Raw genomic sequence first — 24,889 nt, forward strand, 5'->3', positions numbered from 1 at the left:
GCGGATATCTCACGCCAGCCGTAGCATATCTCCTACAAACATTTCGTCAGTGATGCGTTATCCTGATCCTCTGATAATCGTCGACCGGCTCGGCCACCGCGATCAGGAAAACCGCATGCTCAACGATCTCCTCGATACCTTCGACATCGACCTGTCGCAGTCGCAGCGGCTGCTGACCCTCGATATCGCCGGCACCGCCCTCGTGCCCCATCGGCTGGTGGGCGAAGAGCGCCTCAGCGCGCCCTTCACCTATACCCTCGACTGCATCTCCCAGCAGGGCGATATCGAACTCAAGACGCTGATGGCGCAGCCGGCACGGCTGTCGATCCTGCAGGCCGATGGCAGCTACCGCCCGCTGCACGGTCTGGTCAGTGAAGCCGCGCTGCTGGGTGAAGATGGGGGCGTCACCTACTACCAGCTCACCCTGGTGCCGTGGCTCACGATGCTCGGCCTGGGCCGCGACAGCCGCATTTTCCAGGACCGTAGCGTCGTCGATGTGCTCACCGCGGTGTTCGACGACCATGAACTGGCCAAGGGTCGCTACCGCTTCGATCTGCGTCGTGATTACCCGGCGCGCAGCTACTGCGTGCAGTATCGCGAAAGCGATTTGAACTTCGTTAGCCGCCTCTTGGAAGAGGAAGGATTATGGTACTACTTCGAGCATTCGGGGCAGTCATCCGAGGCGGAAGAGGGCCAGAATAACGCCGCGGAGTCTGGTTTCGACGGCCACCGGCTGGTCATTACCGACGATGTCGATACCACCCAGGCGGTCAGCCCCCAGGCGATCCGCTTCCACCGCCAGGCGGCCACCGAGCGCGAGGATGCGCTGACCCAGTGGGGCGGCGTGCGCACCCAGCAGCCCACCCGGGTCAGCGTGGGTACCTTCGACTACAAGCAGCCCCGGCTTCCCAAGCGCACCGGGCTGGATACCCTGAGCGACCAGGGCAACCTGCCTAAGACCGAGCTCTATGACTATGCCGGCGAGTACTACTACCACGGCTATGAGCGCGGCGAGCGGCTGACCGAAAACCGTCTCGAATCGCATGAATCCCGCGCCAAGCGCTTCCGTGGCAGCGGCGGCGCACGCCAGCTCCAGGCCGGGCGCTGGTTCGAGCTTACCCAGCATCCGCTGCACGACACCGGTGGCGAAGAAGAGCGTCAGTTCCTGCTGCTCGGGGTGACCGTGCATGCCGAGAACGCCCTGCCGGTCTCGGCCCAGCTCCAGGCGCTACCGGGCAGCCTGCAGCCCCAGCTCGACGCCGCCAAGAAGGCGCACGGGCTGGAAGACAAAGGCGATAGCGACCGTCTCTCCGACTACATGAGTGGCGGCACCGGTCACTTTCTGGTCGATCTCGAGGCCCAACGCCTTAGCCAGCCCTACCGTCACCCGCTGACCCACCATCGCCCGGTGATCGGCGGACCCCAGACCGCCACCGTGGTCGGCCCGGCCAATGAGGAGATCCACACCGATCACCTCAACCGGGTACGCGTGCAGTTCCACTGGGATCGCCAGGGGCAGAGCGACGAAAACTCCAGCGTCTGGCTGCGGGTCTCCCAACCCAATGCCGGCGCCGGTTGGGGTGGCGTCTTCGTACCGCGTATCGGCCAGGAAGTGCTGGTCGACTTTCTCGAAGGGGACGCCGACCGCCCGCTGATCACCGGCCGGGTCTACAACGGCGAGCAGACGCCGGACTGGCACAGCCACGGCCTGCTCTCCGGGTTCAAGAGCAAGACCTACCGCGGCAGCAAGTACAACGAACTCGTGTTCGACGACGCCACCGACCAGGAACGCGTCCGCCTCAACTCCGAAGCCGAGAAGAGCCAGCTCAACCTCGGCTACCTGATCCACCAGACTGGCAACACCCGCGGCGCCTTCCGCGGCACCGGGTTCGAACTGCGCACCGACGCCTATGGCGCCATCCGCGCCAACCAGGGGCTCTATCTCTCTAGCTGGGGCCAGCTCGGCGCCAGCGGTGACCAGCTCGATTTGACGCCGGCACGGCAGCAGCTCGACAGCGCCTACCAGCTCAGCGACAGCCTCAGCCAGAGTGCGGCGGACCACAACGCTGACGCCCTCGACGCGCGCGAGCATCTCAAGCAGGCGGGCGAAGACGCCGACGATCGCTACGGCACTAGCGAACAGCTTGCGGATGCTGATCAGAGCAATGCCCGTGGCGCCACCGACAGCGGCGGCCGCGGCGAAGCGGCACGCATGAAAGCGCCCTGGTTGCATATGGCCTCGCCCGCCGGCATCACGATGAGCACGCCGGAATCGACCCACCTGGCCCAGGGCAGATCGCTGAGTGTCTCCAGCGGCGAGGACGTCAACGTCGCCACCGGCAAGAGTCTGGTCGCCTCGATTTCCGAGAAGCTCTCGCTGTTCGTCTACCGTGCCGGCATGAAGCTGTTCGCCGCCCGCGGCAAGGTCGAATTGCAGGCGCAGGATGGCGAAATGGCCTTCACCGCGGAGAAAGGCGTCCAGGTGACCTCCACCGAAGGCCGTATCGAAGTCCAGGCCGAGAACGGCATCCTGCTACAGAGCGGCGGCGGTTATATCCGCATCGAAGGCGGCAATATCGAAGTGCACTGCCCAGGTGCTGCGGACTTCAAGGGGGCACAGCACAACTTCGGTGGGCCGACGAGTCTCCAGGTTCCGCTCGATGCGCTGCCGCGTGAACCGCTCTGCTACTCATGCCTGCTGGAAGCCGCTGAGAAGGGGGCGACGTATCTGCGTCGATGATGCCCGATGAACGATGTAAGTCTCGAAAAAGCCGACGCGCGGCTGCAGCACCTATTCGAGCAGGCTGACGAAGAAGCGCTCATTGGCTATCTGCTGATCGACCTGTCGATCGACCGGCGAACGCAGGACACCGTCTTGCCGATCCATCGCCGCGGCGGCTCGCGCAGCCTGTTTCAAAACACGCCCGAACAGAGTTTCTCCGCCATTGCGCCCCATCTGGTGCCCTTGAATGGCCTGCGCGATGCCGAACTCGCCACGCTGATCGAACAAGACCGGGAGATGGCTGCCTTCAGTTGGCTATGGGTCGACGAGGGCGCGAAAAACGATCTTTTCCCTCATCTGCAAAAGCAGCTCGACATGCGCTTGCCCGATGGTGGCCTCGCCCTGCTGCGCTACTACGACCCAAGGGTTTTCACCAGGCTGATGCAACTGCTGGACGAGGATCAGCGGCACACGCTGTTCGGCCCCATTCGCTACTGGAGTGTTCGTGTCATGAACGAGCGGCAGGTATTTCAACCCGCTGGCGAAGTACAGGAAGCGACATCATGATCGAACTGACACCGGATCAGGAGCGACGGCTGCGCCAACCCGAGCGACAGGCGATGATCGATGAGGCGATAGCGTTTCTGCAATCGCGCCTACCCACGCTCTATCAGCAACAGACGCCGCAGGCACATGCCAAGGTCCTGGGCCAGGGTTACGACCGCGCCACCGGCTTTGGCATGACGCGCAAAGAGCTGATTCACAAGTACATGCTCTATGGTCTGAGTGCCCCGGCGTTGATCGAAGGCGAGGCAGTCACTCGCTATTTCCGGGAGAGTGAGCAGTCGCCCGACCTGCTCGCCCAGGACCTGCTGGCATTGATCGAGATGCCCCCAGCCAGTACCACCCACCAAGGAGGTGATTGATGGTATTTCCCCTTGTGATTCTCGGAGGATACGAGGCACTGATGCTGCTGGGTGTCGTTGGTGCCGGCACGGCAGCCGCCACGATCGAATCGCAGACCGGTGCCTTCTCCAAGGCCGGCAGCGCCATGGCAGAGGCCGGCAAGGAAGTGTTGACCACCGCGGTGGATTACAACCTCGCGATCACGCGTGAGGCGCTCACCGCGGTCGGTGTGCTGGAGGACTCGGCCTCAGAAAGCGGCAGCAACACTCGCTCGCGCCCGGTCGCGGGTGAGGTCAGCGATACCGACACCAACGAGGAGTGCAACGACTGTGAACCCCGAAAAAGAGGAAGCACATTCGTTGCAGGTCGGCGATTCGAAACGGGGGACGGACGTTGGCCCGAATACCAGTTGAAGATCGCCAATATGGGCGGCGGACCAACCTTTGCTATCGTGGGGCCCAACCGGATCGAGGAGTGGCGATTCAGCGGCGTCGATTTCGATGGATTTTGGTCAGCCAGTTGCACGCTGGTCGAGGCTAAGTATGGCTACCGGCAGTTTCTGGAGCAGGATCTGGATGGGGAGTGGGGGCCACGAGAAATTGTCAATAGCAGTGGACAGCGGTTGGATTTCATGTCGAAGACGTTTGACAAATTTACAAGCCAGGCTGATCGACAGCACAAAACGATAGAAAGCAATATGCCTCCTGCCAGCCTGACTTGGTACTTTTCGGACAATATAGTACGGGATTATGTTTCTGAGCTGTTCGAGGATAGAGAGTTACCAGTACCCTGCATCTACGAATCGCCGTGATCAAATAAAAGGAGAAATTGAAAAATGAGCTATTCCGGTGCAGTACTGAGATTCATGATTCCGCCTGCCGTAGCACCGATGGCAGCGGAGGCTGTCTATGATCAATGGATCAGCATGCTCGATGCGATCAGCCAGGAAGACCCGGTGTTCAGCCATTGGCGCTATGCCTATGGTGAACAAGGTATATCCATTGATGTCCATGAAAAAACTCGGGTCGTCAAGGATGCTATCAAGTCGGTGAGAGAGTTTGAACGCGGTTATAACGGAATGGGCTTGATATCATTTGCATGTCGAGGCAACTTTAGCGTCGAGGAAAGGAAATGCCACTACACTGAGAACGGCTTTTCTTGGGGAGGAGAGGGTTCAGGAGTTTTTTCGTTAAGAAACACGCGACTCAAACAGACTGCCTGGCCGAATTACTGGCAGGTCTTTGCCAATTGCCTGCGACATTTGTCCGACATTATGCCGCCCCAATGGGCTGACGTAGCCCCCCGTCGCTATCGTCCTCATGCTGCCTTCCCTCATCGCATGTGGGTCGGCTGGATGGCACTGGTGCCGGATGTCGATCTGAGCAACGAGATGCCCTTTGTCGCCCTGGCCGAGTATCTGCCGGGTATCGGCACCCTGATCGTGACCACCAAAGAGCCGTTCGATCCCGAGAACGAAGAGCACATCAAACTGGCCCGAGCGACCGAGGTGTTTCTGGCCGATAGAGAGCTGTTGCCAGAACGAGGCGTTTGATCGGTTTTAGCCCCACGAATCTGTCTGCCCTATCCGCGAGTATCCAAGACCTCATCCCTCAAAAGCCGGCAGCGCCATGGCGGAGGTCGGCAAGGAAGTCCTGACCTCCGCGGTGGATGACAACCTCGCAATCACGCGCGAGGCGCTTACCGCGGTCGGTGTACTGAACGACACGGCCTCAGAAAGCGGCAGCGACACGCGCTCACGGCCGGTCGCGGGTGAGGTCAGCGATACCGACACCAACGAGGACTGCAACGACTGTGAACCCCGAAAAAGAGGAAGCACATTCATTGCAGGCCGGCGATTCGAAACGGGGGACGGGCGTTGGCCCGAATACCAGTTGAAGATCGCCAATATGGGCGGCGGACCGACCTTTGCTATCGTGGGGCCCAACCGGATCGAGGAGTGGCGATTCAGCGGCGTCGATTTCGATGGATTTTGGTCGGCTAGTTGCACGCTGGTCGAGGCCAAGTATGGCTACCGGCAATTTCTGGAGCAGGATTGGTTAGGTCGCTGGCAGCCCAGGGAAATTGTCAATAGCCAAGGGAAACAGCTGGATTTTATGTCGAAAGCAATAAAGGGCTTTCCCACTCAAGCAAGCCAACAATACGACACCATCAAGGGCAATACTCCGCCAGCCCAGCTATCCTGGTATTTTTCGGATGAAGTGGTGAGAAATTATGTCGAGGAGCAGTTCAATGACAGATTTTTGCCTGTTCCGTGCGTCTACGAATCTTTTTAATCTCATTGACGGAGAGAGCATTATATGAGTTACGCCGGATCGGTACTGCGTTTTATGATCCCTCCCGTCAAGGAACCAATGACAGCGGAAGTCGTCTATGACCATTGGATTGCCATGCTTGATGCGATCAACCAGGAAGACCTGGTGCTGAGTCAGTGGCGCTATGCTGATGATGATCGCGGGGTATTACTGGACGTACACGAACGAGCCAGGGTTGTTCAGCTTGCCATCAGCGATGTTCGCCAATTCAACCATAACTATAAAGGAGTGGGTCTTATATCATTCACCTCCTACGGAAATTTCAGCATGGAGGAAAAAAAATATCACTATACCGAGAACGGCTTTTCTTGGGGCGGGGGAGGCTCGGGAGCTTTCTTTATAGATACTGGACTGCTCAAACAAACCGACTGGCCAAATTACTGGCAGGTCTTTGCCAACTGCTTACGACATCTGGCCGGCGTCATTCCACCCCAGTGGGCAGACGTAGCCCCTCGCCGCTATCGTCCTCATGCTGCCTTCCCTCATCGCATGTGGGTCGGCTGGATGGCCCTGGTGCCGGATGTCGATCTGAGCAACGAGATGCCCTTTGTCGCGCTCGCCGAGTATCTGCCGGGTATCGGCACCCTGATCGTGACCACCAAAGAGCCGTTCGACCCGGACAATGAGGAACATATCAAACTGGCTCGGGCGACAGAGGTGTTTCTGGCCGATAGAGGTCTGCTGCCAGAACGAGGAGTTTGATCGGTTTTGGCGGCATCAAACCGGTCTGTGCAAAACACATGGACCGGCCACTCTCTCCTCGGCACCAGCGGCGAGTCTATCGACATCGTCGAGCAGAAGCCAGCCACGTGGAGCAGACAAAGCCCAGTAGGACGGCGGCGGTTCTCGCCGCTGCCTTATCGAGTTTCCAGCAGGCTGCCTACATCGCCCACCTCAATCCCCCTTGAGGCGGCCGCCCATCTCCTGGGCGAGTTCGACCGCGTAGTGGTCGGTCATGCCACCGATGAAGTCGAGCATGCGGCGGTAGCTGGCGTAGAGCGACCAGGAGGGTTTGGGGGTGTTCTCACCGATCAGCGCCAGCACGCGCTGGTGCTTGAAGGATGACTGGCCGGTGTGGTGCAGCTCGTGGGCGGCGCCGATGAAGGCTTCGAGCAGGATGCCCAGGGTGGTGTAGGCGCCGATCTCCAGCTTGGCCTTGCGCTCGTTCTGGAAGATGCGCTCGCGCGCGAGCTGCTTGGCCGCGGCCACGCCCCAGGCCAGGTCCGGGTGGCACAGTTCGAGCAGGTCGTCGGTCAGGGTGCCGTTAAGCAGCGCCTGCTCGTGCTGGACGAACACATCGCCGACCTCGTTGACCGCGCGCTCCATCGCCGCTCCGCGCAGGGCAGCGATACGGCGGCGCTGGGAGACCCCCCCCTCCTGCATCCCCGGATATCCCTTGGGCGGCTCTCCGGCGATCTGCAGCAGCACTTCCGCGACTTCATCGAAGCGCAGAATGCCCATCTCCAGGCCATCTTCCAGGTCGAGCAGCGCATAGCAGATGTCGTCGGCAGCCTCGACCAGATAGGCCAGTGGGTGGCGGCACCATTTGGAGTCGCCGGCCGGCTTCATGCCGAGACGATCGACCACCTCGGCCAGCAGAGCTTTCTCCGACTGGTAGCAGCCGAACTTGCCCATCTTGCCGCCGTGCTCGACCGTCCACGGATACTTGAGCAGCGTACCCAGGGTCGCCGCCGAGAGCCGCATGCCGCCGCGGAACTGGTTGTATTCGATCTGGGTGACGATGCGAAAGCCCTGCGCGTTGCCTTCGTAGGTGAGCAGGTCAGCACGCTCGGCCTCGTCCAGCCCATCGAGCAAACCGCCGCCCTGCTGCTCGGTCCACTTGAACCAGTCGCGGATGGCGTACTCGCCGGCATGGCCGAACGGCGGGTTGCCGATATCGTGCCCCAGACAGGCCGCCTGCACGATCACCCCCAGATCTGCCGGGCTGACCCACTCGGGCAGACGCTCGCGTAGCTGTTCGCCGACGATCATGCCCAGGCTGCGGCCGACGCAGCCCACCTCCAGCGAGTGAGTCAACCGGGTGTGGATATGATCGTTGTCGGTGAGCGGGTGCACCTGGGTCTTGCGCCCCAGACGCCGGAAAGAACCGGAGAAGACGATGCGGTCGAAGTCCTTGTGGAAAGGACTACGCCCCACCTCACCACGTGAGGTGCGGGCGTCGTGCAGGCGCACGGGGTCGAGCAGGCGCTCCCAGTGCATGGCGGTCATCGGTGTCTCCCGTTGTGCGGCATCGTGTGAGAGCGGCCTAGGCGGCGTACGAAACTAGCATGCCGCCACGCGGCGGCGAAGCCAAGCCGGCCGCGTTGTTGGCATCAGCCACTGGGCGTCAGGCATCGAGTGCCTTCACTCTTTGACATCCATGTATTCACGCGCCCAGATGCGGTACTCCTCCAGGGTGGAGTAGCGGGTGGAGAGGCGCGAGGCATCGAGGTCGTTGGTGGCGATATCGCGCTGCTCGCGCAGGCAGTCGTAGGTCGCCTTGATCGCGGCGAAGTAGGCGGCGTGGCCGTTGACCACGATGCGCACCCCGAGCTTGGCCAGGCGGGCACGGTCGCGCAGTGCCGGGTTGTCGTAGGTAACCAGCATCAGCGGCACGGTCACCACCGAGGCCAGCGTCTCGAGGTGGTCGAAATCGCGCACACCGACCAGGCAGATGGCATCCACCCCGGCAGCCTGATAGGCACGAATCCGCGCCACGGCGGCATCGTCATCGAGCTGACCGGCGTTGGTGCGGGCGATGATCGCCATCGCCGGGTCGATACGCGCCTCGAGCGCAGCACGCATCTTGCCCACGCCCTCCTCGACCGGAATCAGGTCGGTGGACTTGTGGCCATACTGCGCCGGCAGCAGGGTGTCCTCGATGGTCAGGGCCGCCACCCCGGCACGCTCCAGCTCGGTGATGGTGCGCATGACATTGAGCGCGTTGCCGTAGCCGTGGTCGGCATCGGCGATCACCGGCAGCCGCGCCACGCGGCCGATCCGGGTCGCCTGCTCGACGAACTCGCTCAACGTGATCAGGGCGAAGTCGGGCGCCGCCAGCACCTGCAGCGAGGCCACCGAGCCGCCCAGGATACCCACCTCGAACCCCAGGTCGGCGGCGATACGCGCCGACATCGGATCGAACACAGAGGCGGTGTAGTAGCACTCATCCTGGGCCAACAGTTGGCGGAAGGCGTTGCGCAGATCGTGCTGGGAAGGTGTCGTCACGAAAGACTCCTGTCATGTCGCCCCGCGCCTCGAATCACGCGCGGTGGTAAAGGATGAAAAGCGAACGGGCGCGCGGTCGCGCGACGGGCTGGCTCAGGCTGCCGGCAATTCTACCACTAAAGTCTTACCACCAGACGTCAGCCACGGTGAATAGCGACCCAAGTTGAGCGCGCTGCATGATCGACTTGAGGCGCCTTCATTGGTATCAGTCGTACTGATCGCCCACTATTAGCAGCCTTAGCATGCCGTCGCCTCACTACCGGAGAAAAATGCCATGTCACAAGCGCATCCCCCATTCCGAGCCGATATCGTCGGCAGTTTCCTGCGTCCGGCCGCGCTGAAAACCGCCCGCGCCCAGTATCACCAGGGCGAGATCGATGCAGCCGCGCTCGCCGCAGTGGAGGATCGTGAAATCCGGCGAGTGGTCGAACAACAGGAGGCGGCTGGCCTCGGCGTGGTGACCGACGGCGAATTCCGCCGCGCCTGGTGGCACTTCGATTTTCTCGAACAGCTCGACGGCGTCACCGGCTTCGCCGGGGATCAGGGTATCCAGTTCCAGGGCATCCAGACCGGCGCCAAGCAGATCCGGGTCGACGGCAAGGTCGGCTTCAACCCCGACCATCCGATGCTCGGGCACTTCCGCTATCTGGCCGACGTGGCCACGGCGATGCCCAAGATGACCATCCCCAGCCCCAGCGTGTTGCACTTCCGCGGTGGCCGCAAAAAGATCGACAGTGGCGTCTATCCGAGCCTGGACGCCTTCTTCGCCGATACCGCCGATGCCTACCGCGACGCGGTGCATGCCTTCTACGCTGCCGGCTGCCGCTATCTGCAGCTCGACGACACCGTGTGGGCCTACCTCTGCTCGGAGAAGGAGCGCGAAGCCGCCCGCGCCCGGGGTGACGACCCGGATCGACTGCAGGCGATCTACGCCGAGATGCTCAACCACGCCCTCGCCGACAAGCCCGACGACCTGTTCGTCTCGCTGCACGTCTGTCGCGGCAACTTCCGCTCCACCTGGATCAGCGAAGGCGGCTACGAGCCGGTGGCCGAGACGCTGTTCGGCCAGGTCGGCGTCGATGCCTGGTTCCTGGAGTATGACAGTGATCGCGCCGGCAGCTTCGACCCGCTGCGCTTCGTCCCCGAGGGTCATCAGCAGGCGGTACTCGGTCTGGTCACCACCAAGGTAGGCGATCTCGAGGACCCCGCCGGCGTGCGCGCCCGGCTCGACGAGGCCAGCCGCTTCGTCGCCAAGTCGCAGCTCTGCCTGAGCCCGCAGTGTGGCTTCGCCTCCACCGAGGAGGGCAACGACCTGGCCGAGCAGGCACAGTGGGACAAGGTGCGCCTGGTGGTGGATCTGGCCCGCGACTACTGGGGCGCCTGAGCCTTCGGCACGGTCTGAAACGTACTGCGCTCGCCCAGGCGGCGCGCGGCCTCAGCTCGGTCGCGCGCTGTCCTCTTCGTGTCCCATCAGCGAGCTCAGCAGGCGGCTCAGGAAACCCTTGCGCTCGAGATCCGGCTCCTGCTCGATCAGCGCCTGCGGGTCGATGCTGTCACGAGCGATCTCGATGAACGCCGCCTGGAACGGCGGCAGCGTCAGTTGCCCCTCCTTCAGCTCAGGGCTGAAGCCCTGGCGGTAGATGATCTCGCCAGCCCCCTCGGGCAGCCCGGTGATGCGGGTCTCGGCGGTCAGGTTGAACACCGCGAGGATCGCCTGATCGCGGGAGACACGCAGCCAGCCCAGCAGCTCGTCATCGAAGTCGGAGAGAATCAAGGTGCCGTCGACCATCGCCGACTGCGCCTTGCGCCAGTGCAGAAAGGCGCGGGTCACGTTCAGGGTGCTATCGGTACTGGCCAGCTGACGATCCACGCACAGGCGCCGGTGGTGGACATCCACCGGCAGCCACGGCTCGACGCTGGAGAAGCCACCACGATCACCCTCGCTCCACGGCATCGGCGTGCGGCAGCCATCGCGCCCCTTGTACTCCGGCCACAGCGCCAGGCCGTAGGGATCGACCAGCCGCTCGTAGGGCACGTCGGCCTCGGGCAGCCCCAGCTCCTCACCCTGATAAAGACATACGCTGCCGTAGAGCGAACAGAGCATCACCGTGGCGAGTTTCGCCACCAGTGGCCCGTGCTGCTCCAGATGCTCGTGATCGGTCCAGCGCGAGACCACCCGCATCACGTCATGGTTGGAGAGCGCCCAGCACGGCCAGGCATCGACGGCGTAGTACTGGAAGTGCTCGATCACATCGCGTAGCTGCTTGGCCTCGAAGCGCGCATCGAACAGATCGAAGGTGTAGGCCATGTGCAGGCGATCGCTACCGGTGGTGTACTCCACCATCCGTTCCAGCGGGCGATCATCGGAGATCTCGCCCACTGTGGTAGTGCCGGGGTACTCCTCCATCAGCGTACGCAGCTCGTGCAGGAAACCGAGGTTCTCGGGCTGGCTGATATCGAACTGGTGGCGCTGCATCGCGTAGGGGTTGGACGCCGGCACGCTGGGTGTCTTGAGCTCGCCACTACCCAGCGCCGGATTGTTCTCGAGCCCCTGGCTGTGAAAATAGAAATTGGAGGTATCGAGACGAAAGCCATCGACCCCCATGTCGAGCCAGAAGCGCGCGTTGTCGAGCTGCGCCCGGCGCACCGCCGGATTGTGAAAATTGAGATCTGGCTGGCACGACAGGAAGTTGTGCAGATAGTACTGGCGCCGCCGGCTGTCGAAGGTCCAGGCGCTGCCGGTGAAGAACGACAACCAGTTGTTGGGCGGCGTGCCGTCGGCCTTGGGGTCGGCCCAGACGTACCAGTCGGCCTTCTGATTGTCGCGCGAGCTGCGGCTCTGCACGAACCAGTGGTGCTGATCGGAGGTGTGGCTCAACACCAGATCGATGATCACCTTGAGCCCCAGCTCGTGGGCGCGTTCGAGCAGCATCTGGAAATCGTGGAAGGAGCCGAACATCGGATCGACGCCGCGGTAGTCGGTGATGTCGTAGCCGAAGTCCTTCATCGGCGAGGGAAAGAACGGCGAAATCCAAATCGCATCGACCCCCAGCTCGGCAACGTAGTCGAGCTTCGAGGTGATACCCGGCAGATCGCCGACCCCGTCGCCACGCGCATCCATGAAGCTGCGCGGATAGATCTGATAGATGACGCTGCCACGCCACCAGGCGGTGTTCTCGCTCATGACATCCCCTGGGTGATGGATTCACGCCCGGCCTCGGCACCGGGCGTCGTGTCAGACTAGCCGCTTTTCTGATCGAGGTTAAATTCGGTTTCAGTCGTCCGCCAACGCCGGCAACAGCACTTTCAACTTGCGCGTCAGGGTGTTGCGCCCCCACCCCAGCAGCTCGGCGGCTTCGCCGATCTTGTGGAGAGCACGCGCCGGTGTGCTCGAGCGCGGTCTCGATCAGGATGCGCTCGTGAACTCTGACAAGCGGCACGAACTCCGGGCTTCAGTCGTCCGCCAGCGCCGGCAACAGCACCTTCAACTTGCGCGTCAGGGTGTTGCGCCCCCACCCCAGCAGCTCGGCGGCTTCGCCCTTGCGCCCGCCGGTGTGCTTGAGCGCGGTCTCGATCAGGATGCGCTCGAAATCCGGCACCGCCTCCTCGAGCAGGTGGGTGTGACCCGCCGCCAGGGCGCGATCCGCCCATTCGCGGAAGGCCGCGCGCCAGTCGCCGCTGGGGGCTTCCAGACCTTCGAGATCGCGCAGCTCCAGCGGCAGATCGTCGACCAGCACCTCGCGTCCCGAGGCCATCACCGTGAGCCAGCGACAGGTATTCTCGAGCTGGCGCACATTACCCGGCCAGGGTAGCCGGGTGAGATGGGTGGTCGCTTCCTGGGTCAGCACCTTGGGCTCGGTGGCGAGCTCCTTGGCCGCCTCGGCGAGAAAGTGCTGGGCCAGCCGCGGGATGTCCTCGCGCCGCTCGGCGAGCCGCGGCAGGTGCACGCGGATCACGTTGAGGCGGTGGAACAGATCCTCGCGGAAGCGCCCGTCGGCGACCAGTGTCTCCAGATTCTGGTGGGTTGCGGCGATGATCCGCACGTCGACCTTGACCGGGGTGTGCCCACCGACCCGATAGAACTCGCCGTCGGCGAGCACCCGCAGCAGCCGCGTCTGGGTGTCGGCCGGCATATCGCCGATCTCGTCGAGGAACAGGGTGCCACCGTCGGCCTGTTCGAAGCGTCCGCGACGCTGGGAGGTGGCCCCGGTGAAGGCGCCCTTCTCGTGGCCGAACAGCTCCGACTCCATCAGATCCTTGGGGATAGCCGCCATGTTGAGGGCGATGAACGGCTGCCCGCGGCGCGGGCTGTGCTGGTGCAGCGCCTGGGCGACCCGCTCCTTGCCGGTCCCCGATTCGCCGTTGATCAGCACCGTGATATGCGACTGCGACAGCCGGCCGATGGCGCGAAACACCTCCTGCATTGCCGGCGCCTCACCGATGATCTCCGCCGAGAGCCCCTCCGGCAGCGCCGCCGGCGAGCGCCGCTCACGGGCGTGGGCGACGCCGCGGCGCACCAGCGCCAGGGCGTCGTCGACATCGAACGGCTTGGGCAGATACTCGAAGGCCCCACCCTGGTAGGAGGCCACCGCACTGTCGAGATCCGAGTGCGCGGTCATCACGATCACCGGCAGGTCCGGGTGCATCTCACGCACCTTGGCCATCAGGTCGAGCCCATCGAGCCCCGGCATGCGGATATCGGTCAGCAGCACCTCCGGCGCCTGGCGCTCGATCGCCTCCAGCGCGGCATCGGCACGGTCGAAGGATTTCACCTCCAGATCCGGCTGCGCCAGCGCCCGCTCCAGGACCCAGCGGATGGCACGATCGTCGTCGACGATCACGATACGGGCGACATCGGTCATGACACTCCTCCTGCACTAAGATGAGTCGCGCTCGCGACGAGGGGATGAATCTCGCTCGTGGCGACGGAATGAATCGCACTCGTAGCGGCTGCGGCAGGGCGCGTCCTTGCGCGCCCCCGGGGATGGCGAGAGACGCTCAAGCCGGCGCCTCGAACGGAATCAGCAGACGGAACTCGGTGGCCCCGGGGCGCGATTCGCACTCGATCAGGCCCTGGTGCTGGTGCAGGATCGACTGCGCAATGGAGAGCCCGAGGCCGCTGCCCTCGGCGCGTCCGGAGACCATGGGAAAGAACAGCGTCTCGCGGATCGGCGCAGGAATCCCCGGGCCGTTGTCGATAATCGCCATCTCGCACACCAGGCGATGACGCTCCGCACCCAGGGTGAACTGGCGCCGCACCCGGGTACGCAGCAGCAGCCGCGGCTCCGGGGTGGCGTGCTCGGTCATCGCCTGGACCGCATTGCGCGCGACGTTGAGCGTGGCCTGGATCAGCTGCGCTTCGTCGCCGATCAGGTCCGGCACGCTGGGGTCGTAGTCGCGCTCGAAGGCGAGCCGGGGATGCTCCGCCTCCAGCAGTGCGCGCACCCGCTCCAGCACCTTGTGCACGTTGAGCGACTCGTGGCGCACCAGGGTGTTGGGGCCGAGCATGCGGTCGACCAGATCGCGCAGACGGTCGACCTCCTCGACGATGATGCGGGTGAACTCGGTCAACTGCGGGTCGGGCAGGTCGCGCTCCAGCAGCTGGGCCGCCCCGCGAATGCCCCCCAGCGGATTCTTGACCTCGTGGGCCAGCCCGCGGGTCAGCACCTTGACCGTCTCCTGACGCGCGATCAGCGCCTCTTCGCGGGAGATGCGCAGCAACCGGTCGCGCGGCTCGATCTCAACCAGCAGCTCGCGGCTGGTGATCGGGGTCGCGGTGAAGTCGACGGTGATCGTCTCGCCGCCGGGCAGCGACAGCGACGCCTCGCGCTGGGTGTAAGGGTGGAACTCGTGCATCGCCTTGCTCAACACTTCGCGCACGCGCCCGGACTCGCCCTCCAGGCACTCCAGCCAATGCCCCACCACCCGTGGCCGGCTGGCCGCCAGCAGCGCTTCGGCGGCGGGATTGAGCCAGCGCACCTGGAGCCGCTCGTCGAGCAGCACGACCGCAGTCGTCAGATGTTCCAGCAAGCGTTGATACATACGTCGTTCCATCGTGGTGATCCGCCATGTCCTGAAGCAGTGCAAGAACCGCGCCACCTCCCCACCGACGGGCTTTGGCGGCCTGGACGCTGCGCTATCCTATCGCGGATGCACCAAAATGGCGCACCCGGCGCGGAACGACACCCTGCCGCAGGCCCGTCTCATTGGCTCGCTTCCCGCTCACAGACCGATACCCACGCATCGTTCGAGTCGGATGAGCGGCTCAATTCGAGCCGCCGGTGCGATTCGGGCGAGCTGGCCGATTCGGGTTGGCGGGCAGATTCACGCTGGCGCGCTGGACGTAGAGCGTGACCGGCGGCGTGGCCAGCTGCACCGTGCCCTGATCGTCGACGATCTCCGCCAGTAGCTGGTGCTCGCCGCGGTCCAGGCCGCTCACCGCGAATACCTGGGTACGCATCGGCGACTGGCGCACCTCGCCGTCGACGCGCAGCTGTACCCGATCGGAGGAGGCCAGCGGCGGCTGGATCGCCAGGCGCACCTGGACGTCACCGGCACGCCCGGTGGGCAGGGTCGTGCCGTCGGCGGGGCTCAAGATCTCGAAGCGTGAGTAGGCCGCTGCCGCCTCGGACGCCGGCGTCTTGCGCGGTGTCACTGCCGCCCCCGCGGCGCCCTCGGCCGGTTCCTGCGGGTCGACCACGCTGATCGGCGCCAGCTCGACCCGCTGGCCGCCGCTCGGGCGGTCGCTGTAGACCACGTTGCCCTGGGCATCGATATGCCGGTAGACCGGCGACGCCAGCGCCGCGCCCGTCACCCCGGCGGCGGTCATGACGCCCACCAGCGCTCCTGCCATGAACCGTCCGCGGCGGCGCCACCCGCGCCGAGTCCCACGCTGCCTGTCGCTACCCATCAGAGTGCCTCTCCGCTTGCCGTTTCCGCTCTCTATCGGCCGCAGACGAAAAAGCCCCACCGAAGTGGGGCTTGTCGTCGAGCGCGAACGCTATCGTTCACGGATCTTCGCTCACTGGCCGTCGTTTACAGGCTGTAGTAGAGCTCGAACTCGACCGGGTGCGTGGTCATGCGCAGACGCTCGACATCTTCGCCCTTCAGCTCGATGTAGGCATCGATCATGGAGTCGGTGAAGACGCCACCTTCGGTCAGGAAGGCGCGATCCTTGTCCAGCGCTTCCAGGGCCTGATCCAGGCTGCTGGCGACGGTCGGAACCTTCTTGCCCTCTTCCGGCGGCAGGTCGTAGAGGTTCTTGTCCATGGCATCGCCAGGATGGATCTTGTTCTTGATGCCGTCGATGCCGGCCATCAGCATCGCCGAGAACGCCAGGTACGGGTTGGCGGTCGGGTCAGGGAAGCGCGTCTCGACACGCTTGGCCTTCGGGTTCGAGGTGTACGGAATACGGATCGAGGCGGAACGGTTACGCGCGCTGTAGGCGAGCATGACCGGCGCTTCGAAACCCGGCACCAGACGCTTGTAGGAGTTGGTCGAGGCGTTGGTGAAGGCGTTCAGGGCACGCGCGTGCTTGATGATGCCGCCGATGTAGTAGAGCGCCATCTCGGACAGGCCGGCGTACTCGTCACCCGCGAACTGGTTCTGACCATCTTTCCAGAACGACTGGTGGACGTGCATCCCGGAACCGTTGTCACCGACCAGCGGCTTGGGCATGAAGGTCGCGGTCTTGCCGTAGGCGTGCGCCACGTTGTGGACCACGTACTTCAGTTCCTGAACTTCGTCGGCCTTCTTCACCAGGGTGTTGAACTTGACGCCGATCTCGTTCTGGCCGGCGTTGGCGACCTCGTGGTGGTGCACTTCGACCGACTGGCCGATCGCCTGCAGCGTGTTGCACATGGCGCTACGGATGTCGTGGAAGCTGTCGACCGGGGGCACCGGGAAGTAGCCGCCCTTGACGCGCGGACGGTGCGCCAGGTTGCCACCTTCGATCTGGCGATCGGTGGACCAGGCACCCTCTTCCGAGGTGATCTTGTACATCGAGCCTTCGATGTCGGACTTGAAGTGGACCTCGTCGAAGATGAAGAACTCGGGCTCCGGGCCGAAGAAGGCGGTGTCGCCCAGACCGGTGCTGTTCAGGTAGGCTTCGGCGCGCTTGGCGATGGAGCGCGGATCACGCTCGTAGCCCTGCATGGTGGCCGGCTCGATGATGTCGCAGCGCAGGATCAGCGTGGCGTCTTCGGTGAACGGGTCGAGGAAGCCGGTACCGTCTTCCGGACGCAGGATCATGTCCGATTCGTTGATGCCCTTCCAGCCTTCGATGGAAGAACCGTCGAACATCTGACCATCTTCAAAGAACTCGGCGTCGACGGCGCTGGCCGGAATGGTGACGTGCTGCTCCTTGCCCTTGGTATCGGTAAAGCGCAGATCGATCCACTTGACGTCGTGTTCTTCGATAAGGGCGAGGGTTTTCTCAGACATGTTGTCCTCCACTGTGAGCCATGGCTCGATTCGTTGGCGAATGTCCAACACCGCTTTTTAGCATGTGACCCGGGCGCTTGCCCATGCGTGCAACCGCTGCCCGCGGATCGATAAAGCGTGTTACGAAACATGAGCAAGTAATGTGCCAAAATGAGGCAGACACGCATACAAGCATAATAACCCGCTGTAATAGCGTCTTTTTTTGCCAAATCCTCGATGCACTAAAATCGTCTAAAAAGGGCTTCAGGTTCATTCTGGTGCGTCATGAGCGGGCCAGCGCACCAAAAAGGTCAGCTAAAAGGCCAAAATGCACCAAATTGAAGCATCCTTTAACGGTGCAAGTTTGCGCCCCGCCCCTTTTCCACGGCGAGCAGGACAGAGATACTGGGGGAGAGAGGGCGCCTTCGCCGCCACCGTCGCTCCCTGATCACGGAAGGCTACACATGCCCAGGCTGGATCGACCACAGGACGTGGTACAACGCTTGCGCGGCCATTGGCGGCGCAGCCTGAGTGAGCCGCTATGGGGGCGCAGCGCCATCCTGGCGCTCAACCGCGTGCTCGACAGCGAGGACGAAGCCCGCCTGCCGCATCGACGCGACACCTGTCTGGGGCCGGAGAGCCTGGCGAACCTCATCGCCACCCTTACCGAGAGCGCCCAGATCGTCAGTCTCGAGAGCGCCCTGCAGCTCCATCACGATCAGTTGCCACGCATCGCCCTCACCATCGACGGTGGCTGGCGCGACGTCGCCACGCGGGTACATCCGCTGCTCGAACGCCTGGCCTTCCCCGCCAGTGTCTTTCTTCCCGACCCGACGGTCCGCCAGCCGTGGATGCCGGACCGCGCGCTGATCGCCGAGGCGCTCTGGCACGACGAGAGCCCCCACGGCCGCGTCGCGACCCGGCTCGCCGAGCTCGGCCTGCCGGGCGCGCCCCGCGGCGGGCAGGACGAGCGCAAGAGCCAGGCCATCGCGGAGTGCCTGCAGGCGCAGCCAGCGGCACAGGCGCCACGTCTCAAGGAGATCGCCCAGACGCTGTGGCAGGAGGAGCTGGCAGGCAGAGAGAAGATGGAGCCGGCGCTGGATGCTTTCAGCGTGCGCCGACTCGATCAGGCCGGGCTCTTGCGCTTCGGACAGTTGACCGACGTCGCCGCGCTCGGCGCCAGCGCCGATGCCCGGCGCGCGCTGCAGACCGGGCAGCAGCGGCTATCACGGCTGTGTCGCGAGCCGTTGACCATCCGCGCCTGCACCGACCCCGGCGATATCGAAACGCTCGACCGCTTCACCCGGCTCGATGCCGATGCCCGCTGGTTGACGCGTGCGCCGGGCTGGCTGGATCCCAGCAGCGACACCCGGCGGCTGCCGCGTTTCGTCATCGGCCAGCCCCTCGCCAACAGTTCGGGAAAACTGTTTGATTGGCTGCTGGGGCATCTGCCCCACTAGGCTTTTTCTGACAATGACGCTGTCTGACAATGACGCTGTCTGACAAGAACGCTTCCCGACAAGGGCGCTTCATGACAAGAACGCTGCCTGACAAGGACACTCTCTGAAAAAGGACACTCTCTGAAAAAGGACACTCTCTGAAAAAAGGGCACGTCATGAAAAGCGCGTTTCATGAAGAGCGCTCTTCCGGAAAAGGGGTGCGCTCGGCCCGCCAGCCTCAGGCCGGCATGACCCACAGCTTGGGCCACTGCTGGCGCCAGCCTTTCGCGGCGATACGCTGGTAGAACACCGCCGCATCCCCATGGTGCGGGTTATGCGACAGCTGCCCCGCCAGCAGCGAGTCGAGCCCCAGCGGGGCACTCAGCCGCAGCGCCCCCGACGCCTCTAGACGCACGCCCACTGCGGTCTCGCGCTCGACCCAGTAGCGCATCGCATCGCTCGCGGAGGCGTAGGGCGCGTGGCCGTGGCGTTGGTGCATGCGCGCCTGGTTCTTGACCGACCAGGGCAGCCCGCTGGCCGCGCGCAGCTGCTCGCTCAGCGCTCGATCGCGTGCCTCACGGGTGTCGTCGGGATCGTGGAAGATCAGATCGATATCGTTGAACGGCGTGCGCTGCGCGTACCCGTGCAGCCGATCCCACACACAGTTGCGCACGAAGCCGGCGGCCAGCCAGGCATCCGGCAGTGCCAGCTCACGCGCCTGCTGGAGGGCGGCCATACGCAGTGGGTCCTGGGCGATCCAGACCAACAGGCGCATGGCAGCGAGGTTCGCCGCCGCCTCGGCGCTCACTCGGGGCTGGCCAGACACAGCCGTACCCGACGGATACGATGGCGCTCGACATCGCGCACCTCGATACGCCAGCGCTCGATATCCACCCGCGCACCGATATAGGGCAGGGTCTCGAGGCGGTCGACCACCAGACCACCCAGACTGGTGTAATTGCGCCCCAGCGGCAGCGGCTCGGGCAGCTGCTGGTTGACGTCGACCACATCCTCGCTGGCGTCGATCTCGTAGCAATCCTCCGAGACCCGGCGGATCTTGGCCTGAGCGCCCTGGGTCTGCGGGTCCTCCTCGGCAATATCCATGAGGATATCGAACAGGGTGACCACCCCCTCCAGGGTACCGAACTCGTCGACCACGAAGGCGATCAGCGCCCCGCTGCGCTGGAACTGCCGCAGCGCCTCGACCAGGCTGGTGTTTTCGAGCAGCACCAGCGGCTGTTCGACCAGGGTTTCCAGCGCCAGCGGCGCCTGGGTCAGCAGGGTGTCGATCAGACGCTTCTTGTGCACCACGCCGAGCGGTGCGTCGCGCTCGCCGCCCCGAATCGCCACCAGGGTGGCATGGGTACTCTCGCGCAGCTGCGCCTGCTGTACGCTAAACGGCTCGTCCAGATCGACGCAGTCGAGATCGCGACGCAGGGTCATCACCGCGCTGATCGGCTTGTCCGCCATCGACAGCACGCCGCGCACCATGCGCCGCTCGTCGGCACCGAAGACCGCCGTTTCGGCGTCATCGCCCGTGTCGCCCGGGTGCTCGCCGGCGCGCTGCTCCAGGCTCATGTCGCCACCGCTGATCAGCCGCATCACCGCATCCGCGGTGCGGGCCCGACGCGCCCCCAGGCGAGCACCGGCGCGATCTTCGTTCCGCCGACGCCACTCGTGCATCAGCTCGATCAGGATCGAGAAGCCGATGGCGCCATACAGATAGCCCTTGGGAATGTGCAGCCCCATGCCCTCGGCCACCAGGCTGAAACCGATCATCAGCAGAAAACCGAGGCACAGCAGAATCACCGTGGGGTGCTCACCGACGAAGCGGGTCAGCGGCTTGCTCGCCAGCAGCATCAGCCCCACCGCGATGATCACCGCGATCATCATGACCATCAGGTGATCGACCATGCCGACCGCGGTGATCACCGAGTCGATCGAGAACACCGCATCGAGCGCCACGATCTGCGCCACCACCACCGAGAAGGCGGCGTAGTGGCCACGATTGCCGCCCTGATGAGCGGTGGCAGCGTTGAGGTGGTCGTGCAACTCGCTGGTGGCCTTGTAGATCAGGAACAGGCCACCGCCGATCAGAATCAGGTCCCGCCCGCTGAAGCCGTGCTCGAACAGCCGGAACAGCGGCCGCGTCAGCCCCATCAGCCAGGAGATCGCCGCCAGCAGTACCAGGCGCATGACCAGCGCCAGCGACAGCCCCAGCACACGGGCACGGTCGCGCTGCGCCGGCGGCAGCTTGTCGGCGAGAATCGCGATGAACACCAGGTTGTCGATACCCAGCACGATCTCGATGATCACCAGGGTCAGAAGCCCCGCCCAGGCGGCCGGCTCGAGCATCCAGGAGAATTCGAACCACGCCATCATCGCCGCTCAGCCTCTGTGGTGAAGCGGTTCGATGCAGTCACGCAAGCCGCCCCTGGGGGCTGGCCGGGTCGCCGGCGGCGAACACGCGAGCGGGATCGGGAGTGCGCCGGGAAACACAGCGGCGCGGAGAGAAAAAACGCGGTGGAGCGACGACAACCGTCGTCGTTAGACGTGGACAAGCCAGGTCCCTCGTTGACTATGAAGCGGCCAGTCTAGGACCGGCAGCGGCCAAAGGGAATCCCGTCGTGTGGCGGCATCGGCGGCGATCGCCATCGAAATGTCATCGCCCGCGCGGGAAACTGCCATCAAGACCAACGACTTCCGCTGTCTACACGACGAAAGTAGCCAGTCTCGCGCCCTTGCCTGTACAATGCGCGGCCGACCTTCCTACCCGTGCCCAGGGTCATTCGTCGATCCCGTGTCAAAAGGCGATCGACAGCCAACGTGGGCGCACACATTTATATGGATACCGCCCCATGAGTGACACTGACGCTCGCATCGAGAGCATCCGCAACATTGCCATCATCGCGCACGTCGACCATGGCAAGACCACGCTCGTCGACAAGCTGCTGAGCCAATCCGGCACCCTGGACCGCAAAGCGGAAGGCCAGGAGCGGATCATGGACTCCAACGACCAGGAAAAGGAACGCGGCATCACCATCCTGGCCAAGAACACCGCCATCCAGTGGAACGATGGCAACGGCCGCGACTACCACATCAACATCGTCGACACCCCGGGACACGCCGACTTCGGTGGCGAGGTGGAGCGCGTGATGTCGATGGTCGACTCGGTGCTGCTGCTGGTCGACGCCGTCGACGGCCCCATGCCGCAGACTCGCTTCGTGACCCAGAAGGCGTTCGCCCAGGGCCTCAAGCCGATCGTCGTGGTCAACAAGATCGACCGCCCCGGCGCGCGCCCGGACTGGGTCATCGACCAGATCTTCGATCTGTTCGACAACCTCGGCGCCAGCGATGACCAGCTCGACTTCCCGATCATCTACTGCTCGGCGCTCAACGGCATCGCCGGCATGGAGCCGGACCAGCTGGCCGACGACATGACGCCGATGTTCCAGTCAATCGTCGATATCGTCGAGCCGCCCAAGGTCGAACTCGACGGCCCCTTCCAGATGCAGATCTCGGCGCTCGACTACAACAGCTACGTCGGCGTCATCGGCCTCGGCCGCATCAAGCGAGGCAGCGTCCAGCCCAATCAGCAGATCACCGTGATCACCAAGGAGGGCAACACCCGCCGTGGCAAGATCGGCCAGGTGATGACCCACATGGGCCTGGAGCGGGTGCAGACCCAGCAGGCCACTGCCGGTGACATCGTCTGCATCACCGGGATCGAGGATCTGGCGATCTCCGACACCCTGTGCGACGTCGCCGCGGTCGAGGCGCTGCCGGCCCTGACCGTCGACGAACCCACCGTCTCGATGACCTTCCAGGTCAACGACTCGCCGTTCGCCGGCAAGGACGGCAAGTTCGTCACCAGCCGCAACATCAAGGAGCGCCTGGACCAGGAGCTGATCCACAACGTGGCGCTGCGCGTCGAGCAGGGCGACAGCCCGGAGAAGTTCAAGGTCTCCGGCCGCGGCGAACTGCACCTCTCGGTCCTGATCGAGACCATGCGGCGTGAAGGCTTCGAGATGGCCGTGGGCCGCCCCGAGGTGATCATCCGCGAGATCGACGGCGTCAAGCAGGAGCCGTACGAAGAGGTGATCATCGACTGCGAAGAGCAGCACCAGGGTGCGGTGATGGAAGAGCTCGGCTACCGCAAGGGCGAGCTCTCCAACATGAACCCGGACGGCAAGGGCCGCGTGCGCCTGGACTTCATCATCCCCGCCCGCGGGCTGATCGGTTTCCGTGGCCAGTTCCTGACCCTGACCTCCGGCACCGGCATCCTGACCAGCCGCTTCGACCACTACGGCCCGCTCAAGCCCGACGCCATGATCAAGCGCCGCAACGGCGTGCTGGTGTCGATGGTTTCCGGCAAGGCGCTGGCCTATGCGCTCTACGCCCTGCAGGAGCGCGGCAAGCTGATCGTCGAGCACGGCACCGAGGTCTACGAAGGCATGCTGATCGGCATCAACAACCGTGCCGAAGACATGGTGGTCAACCCGACCAAGGCCAAGAAGCTCGACAACATGCGCGCCTCCGGCAACGACGAGAACATCGTCCTGACCCCGCCGGTGCGCTTCTCGCTGGAACAGGCGATCGAGTTCCTGGACGACGACGAGCTGGTGGAAGTCACTCCCAACTTCATTCGTCTGCGCAAGAAGTACCTGACCGAGAACGAGCGTAAGCGCGCGAAGAAGAATTGAGGAAAGGCTGATACACGATTCGAAATCGGATTAAGATGGGCGGCACTCGCACCCATCGGCGTCGCGGCGGCAGGCTCTGGCCTGCCCTCCCGCGGCGGCGATGCCCCTGCGAGTTGCCGCCTTCTTGCGTTTGAGCGACCAAGAAAGCGGCAAGCGCCAACCCGACATCTCACCTCAAAAGCGACAGGAAGCATGACAGAAGCACGCTAGTCAGGCTCTCGAGTCAGGCTCTCAAGACAGATACTTGAGACAGACACTCGAGCCCAGGACGCTAGCCCAAGACAACGCACATCCAGTACGCCAGCAACAACACAACATCAACAAAGCTGCAGGGGAGACGCCGATGACTCCGATCATCGATGTCCGCAACATCAAGAAGTCGTTCGGCGGCCTGACGGTCATCGACGACTGCTCCATCCAGGTCGCCCGCGGCTCGATCACCGGCATGATCGGCCCCAACGGCGCCGGCAAGTCGACGCTGTTCAACATCATCGCCGGCAGCCTCATGCCCGATAGCGGCGAGGTCCTGCTCGACGGCGAGCCGATCACCCATCTCACCGCCAATCATCGCTTCCACAAGGGGCTGCTGCGCACCTTTCAGATCGCCCACGAGTTCAGCCACCTGAGCGCGCTGGAGAACCTGATGATGGTGCCGCCCGGGCAGGAGGGGGAGAACCTCTTCAGCACCTGGTTCAAGCCGGGCGAGGTCCGCCGCCAGGAAGCCGAGACCCGCCGCCGCGCGCTCGAGGTACTCGACTTCGTCGGCCTCGCCCACGTGCGCAACGAGCTGGCCGGCAACCTCTCCGGCGGGCAGAAGAAGCTGCTCGAGCTGGGCCGCACCATGATGACCGACGCCCGCGTGGTGCTGCTCGACGAGATCGCCGCCGGGGTCAATCGCACCCTGCTGGGTGATCTCATGGGCAACATCGAACGCCTCAACCAGGAACTCGGCTACACCTTCCTGGTGATCGAGCACGACATGGACATGATCGCGCGGCTGTGCGATCCGGTGATCGTGCTCGCCCAGGGCCAGGTGATGATAGAGGGCCCGATCGCGCAGATCCAGAACGACCCGGCGGTCATCGAAGCCTATTTCGGGGCCGCCACGGCCTAGGCTGCACGGCCGGCGTACCGGGC

At 63.9% G+C, this 24,889-nt stretch carries 21 protein-coding genes; 11 read left to right on the top strand and 10 right to left on the bottom strand.

Translation table 11 applies throughout. The features are described 5' to 3' along the window. The first annotated feature begins 115 nt into the window (after positions 1-115). From DOM66_RS14985 to DOM66_RS15015, 7 genes are all read left to right on the top strand, one after another. Entirely contained in the window at positions 116-2,740 is a 2,625-nt protein-coding gene (locus DOM66_RS14985) for a type VI secretion system Vgr family protein (RefSeq protein ID WP_110690733.1), read from the top strand. A 6-nt stretch (positions 2,741-2,746) separates the two neighbouring features. Then, positions 2,747-3,289, top strand: a complete 543-nt coding sequence (locus DOM66_RS14990) for a DUF4123 domain-containing protein (protein ID WP_110690734.1) — start codon at positions 2,747-2,749, stop codon at positions 3,287-3,289. After that, a complete protein-coding gene (locus DOM66_RS14995; RefSeq protein ID WP_110690735.1) occupies positions 3,286-3,648 on the top strand; it encodes a hypothetical protein in 363 nt (120 codons plus the stop codon). Before DOM66_RS14990 ends, DOM66_RS14995 begins: the two co-directional genes overlap by 4 nt. A 41-nt stretch (positions 3,649-3,689) precedes the next feature. Beyond that, on the top strand, positions 3,690-4,439 hold the full coding sequence (locus DOM66_RS15000; protein WP_157959064.1) for a Tox-REase-5 domain-containing protein: 750 nt from the start codon (positions 3,690-3,692) through the stop codon (positions 4,437-4,439). Positions 4,440-4,463: 24 nt separating this feature from the next. Continuing rightward, a complete protein-coding gene (locus tag DOM66_RS15005; protein WP_110690737.1) occupies positions 4,464-5,180 on the top strand; it encodes an Imm52 family immunity protein in 717 nt (238 codons plus the stop codon). Between the two features lie 76 nt (positions 5,181-5,256). Beyond that, positions 5,257-5,922, top strand: coding sequence for a Tox-REase-5 domain-containing protein (locus DOM66_RS15010; protein ID WP_110690738.1), 666 nt, complete (start codon positions 5,257-5,259; stop codon positions 5,920-5,922). A 24-nt stretch (positions 5,923-5,946) separates the two neighbouring features. After that, complete coding sequence (locus tag DOM66_RS15015) at positions 5,947-6,663, top strand: Imm52 family immunity protein (RefSeq protein WP_110690739.1); 717 nt, start codon at positions 5,947-5,949, stop codon at positions 6,661-6,663. Between the two features lie 192 nt (positions 6,664-6,855). Here the strand turns inward: DOM66_RS15015 and DOM66_RS15020 are convergent, their stop codons facing one another. Both DOM66_RS15020 and DOM66_RS15025 read right to left on the bottom strand, forming a co-directional pair. Further along, a complete protein-coding gene (locus tag DOM66_RS15020; protein WP_110690740.1) occupies positions 6,856-8,190 on the bottom strand; it encodes a deoxyguanosinetriphosphate triphosphohydrolase in 1,335 nt (444 codons plus the stop codon). A 135-nt stretch (positions 8,191-8,325) separates the two neighbouring features. Then, positions 8,326-9,189, bottom strand: a complete 864-nt coding sequence (locus tag DOM66_RS15025) for an isocitrate lyase/PEP mutase family protein (RefSeq protein WP_110675369.1) — start codon at positions 9,187-9,189, stop codon at positions 8,326-8,328. Positions 9,190-9,463: 274 nt separating this feature from the next. Between DOM66_RS15025 and DOM66_RS15030 the strand changes: the two genes are divergently transcribed. Beyond that, a complete protein-coding gene (locus DOM66_RS15030) occupies positions 9,464-10,573 on the top strand; it encodes a cobalamin-independent methionine synthase II family protein (protein WP_110690741.1) in 1,110 nt (369 codons plus the stop codon). A gap of 51 nt (positions 10,574-10,624) precedes the next feature. Here DOM66_RS15030 and DOM66_RS15035 read toward each other — a convergent pair whose 3' ends face one another. From DOM66_RS15035 to glnA, 6 genes are all read right to left on the bottom strand, one after another. Then, positions 10,625-12,373, bottom strand: coding sequence for an alpha-amylase family glycosyl hydrolase (locus DOM66_RS15035; RefSeq protein ID WP_110690742.1), 1,749 nt, complete (start codon positions 12,371-12,373; stop codon positions 10,625-10,627). Positions 12,374-12,463: 90 nt separating this feature from the next. Continuing rightward, complete coding sequence (locus DOM66_RS20100; protein ID WP_110675376.1) at positions 12,464-12,553, bottom strand: helix-turn-helix domain-containing protein; 90 nt, start codon at positions 12,551-12,553, stop codon at positions 12,464-12,466. Between the two features lie 88 nt (positions 12,554-12,641). Next, positions 12,642-14,051, bottom strand: coding sequence for a nitrogen regulation protein NR(I) (gene ntrC / locus DOM66_RS15045; RefSeq protein WP_110690743.1), 1,410 nt, complete (start codon positions 14,049-14,051; stop codon positions 12,642-12,644). Positions 14,052-14,187: 136 nt separating this feature from the next. Continuing rightward, positions 14,188-15,231, bottom strand: coding sequence for a nitrogen regulation protein NR(II) (gene glnL / locus DOM66_RS15050; protein ID WP_110675365.1), 1,044 nt, complete (start codon positions 15,229-15,231; stop codon positions 14,188-14,190). 223 nt (positions 15,232-15,454) lie between these two features. Then, positions 15,455-16,042, bottom strand: coding sequence for a DUF4124 domain-containing protein (locus DOM66_RS15055; protein ID WP_157959065.1), 588 nt, complete (start codon positions 16,040-16,042; stop codon positions 15,455-15,457). Positions 16,043-16,224: 182 nt separating this feature from the next. Then, positions 16,225-17,631, bottom strand: a complete 1,407-nt coding sequence (glnA, locus tag DOM66_RS15060; protein WP_110675363.1) for a glutamate--ammonia ligase — start codon at positions 17,629-17,631, stop codon at positions 16,225-16,227. Positions 17,632-18,074: 443 nt separating this feature from the next. On the opposite strand from glnA, the gene DOM66_RS15065 reads away from it, so the two are divergent. Then, positions 18,075-19,070, top strand: coding sequence for a polysaccharide deacetylase family protein (locus DOM66_RS15065; RefSeq protein ID WP_157959066.1), 996 nt, complete (start codon positions 18,075-18,077; stop codon positions 19,068-19,070). A gap of 217 nt (positions 19,071-19,287) precedes the next feature. Here the strand turns inward: DOM66_RS15065 and DOM66_RS15070 are convergent, their stop codons facing one another. Then, positions 19,288-19,824 carry a nucleotidyltransferase family protein gene (locus DOM66_RS15070; RefSeq protein WP_110675361.1) on the bottom strand — a complete coding sequence of 179 codons (537 nt, stop codon included), beginning with the start codon at positions 19,822-19,824 and terminating at the stop codon, positions 19,288-19,290. A 29-nt stretch (positions 19,825-19,853) separates the two neighbouring features. Further along, complete coding sequence (locus DOM66_RS15075; protein ID WP_110675375.1) at positions 19,854-21,428, bottom strand: TerC family protein; 1,575 nt, start codon at positions 21,426-21,428, stop codon at positions 19,854-19,856. Between the two features lie 479 nt (positions 21,429-21,907). Between DOM66_RS15075 and typA the strand changes: the two genes are divergently transcribed. Both typA and DOM66_RS15085 read left to right on the top strand, forming a co-directional pair. Beyond that, positions 21,908-23,752, top strand: coding sequence for a translational GTPase TypA (gene typA / locus DOM66_RS15080; protein WP_110675360.1), 1,845 nt, complete (start codon positions 21,908-21,910; stop codon positions 23,750-23,752). A 343-nt stretch (positions 23,753-24,095) separates the two neighbouring features. Beyond that, on the top strand, positions 24,096-24,866 hold the full coding sequence (locus tag DOM66_RS15085) for an ABC transporter ATP-binding protein (RefSeq protein WP_110690746.1): 771 nt from the start codon (positions 24,096-24,098) through the stop codon (positions 24,864-24,866). Positions 24,867-24,889 lie beyond the last annotated feature (23 nt).

Origin of the sequence: Salinicola endophyticus, assembly GCF_003206575.1 — a bacterium.
GTDB lineage: Bacteria > Pseudomonadota > Gammaproteobacteria > Pseudomonadales > Halomonadaceae > Salinicola > Salinicola endophyticus.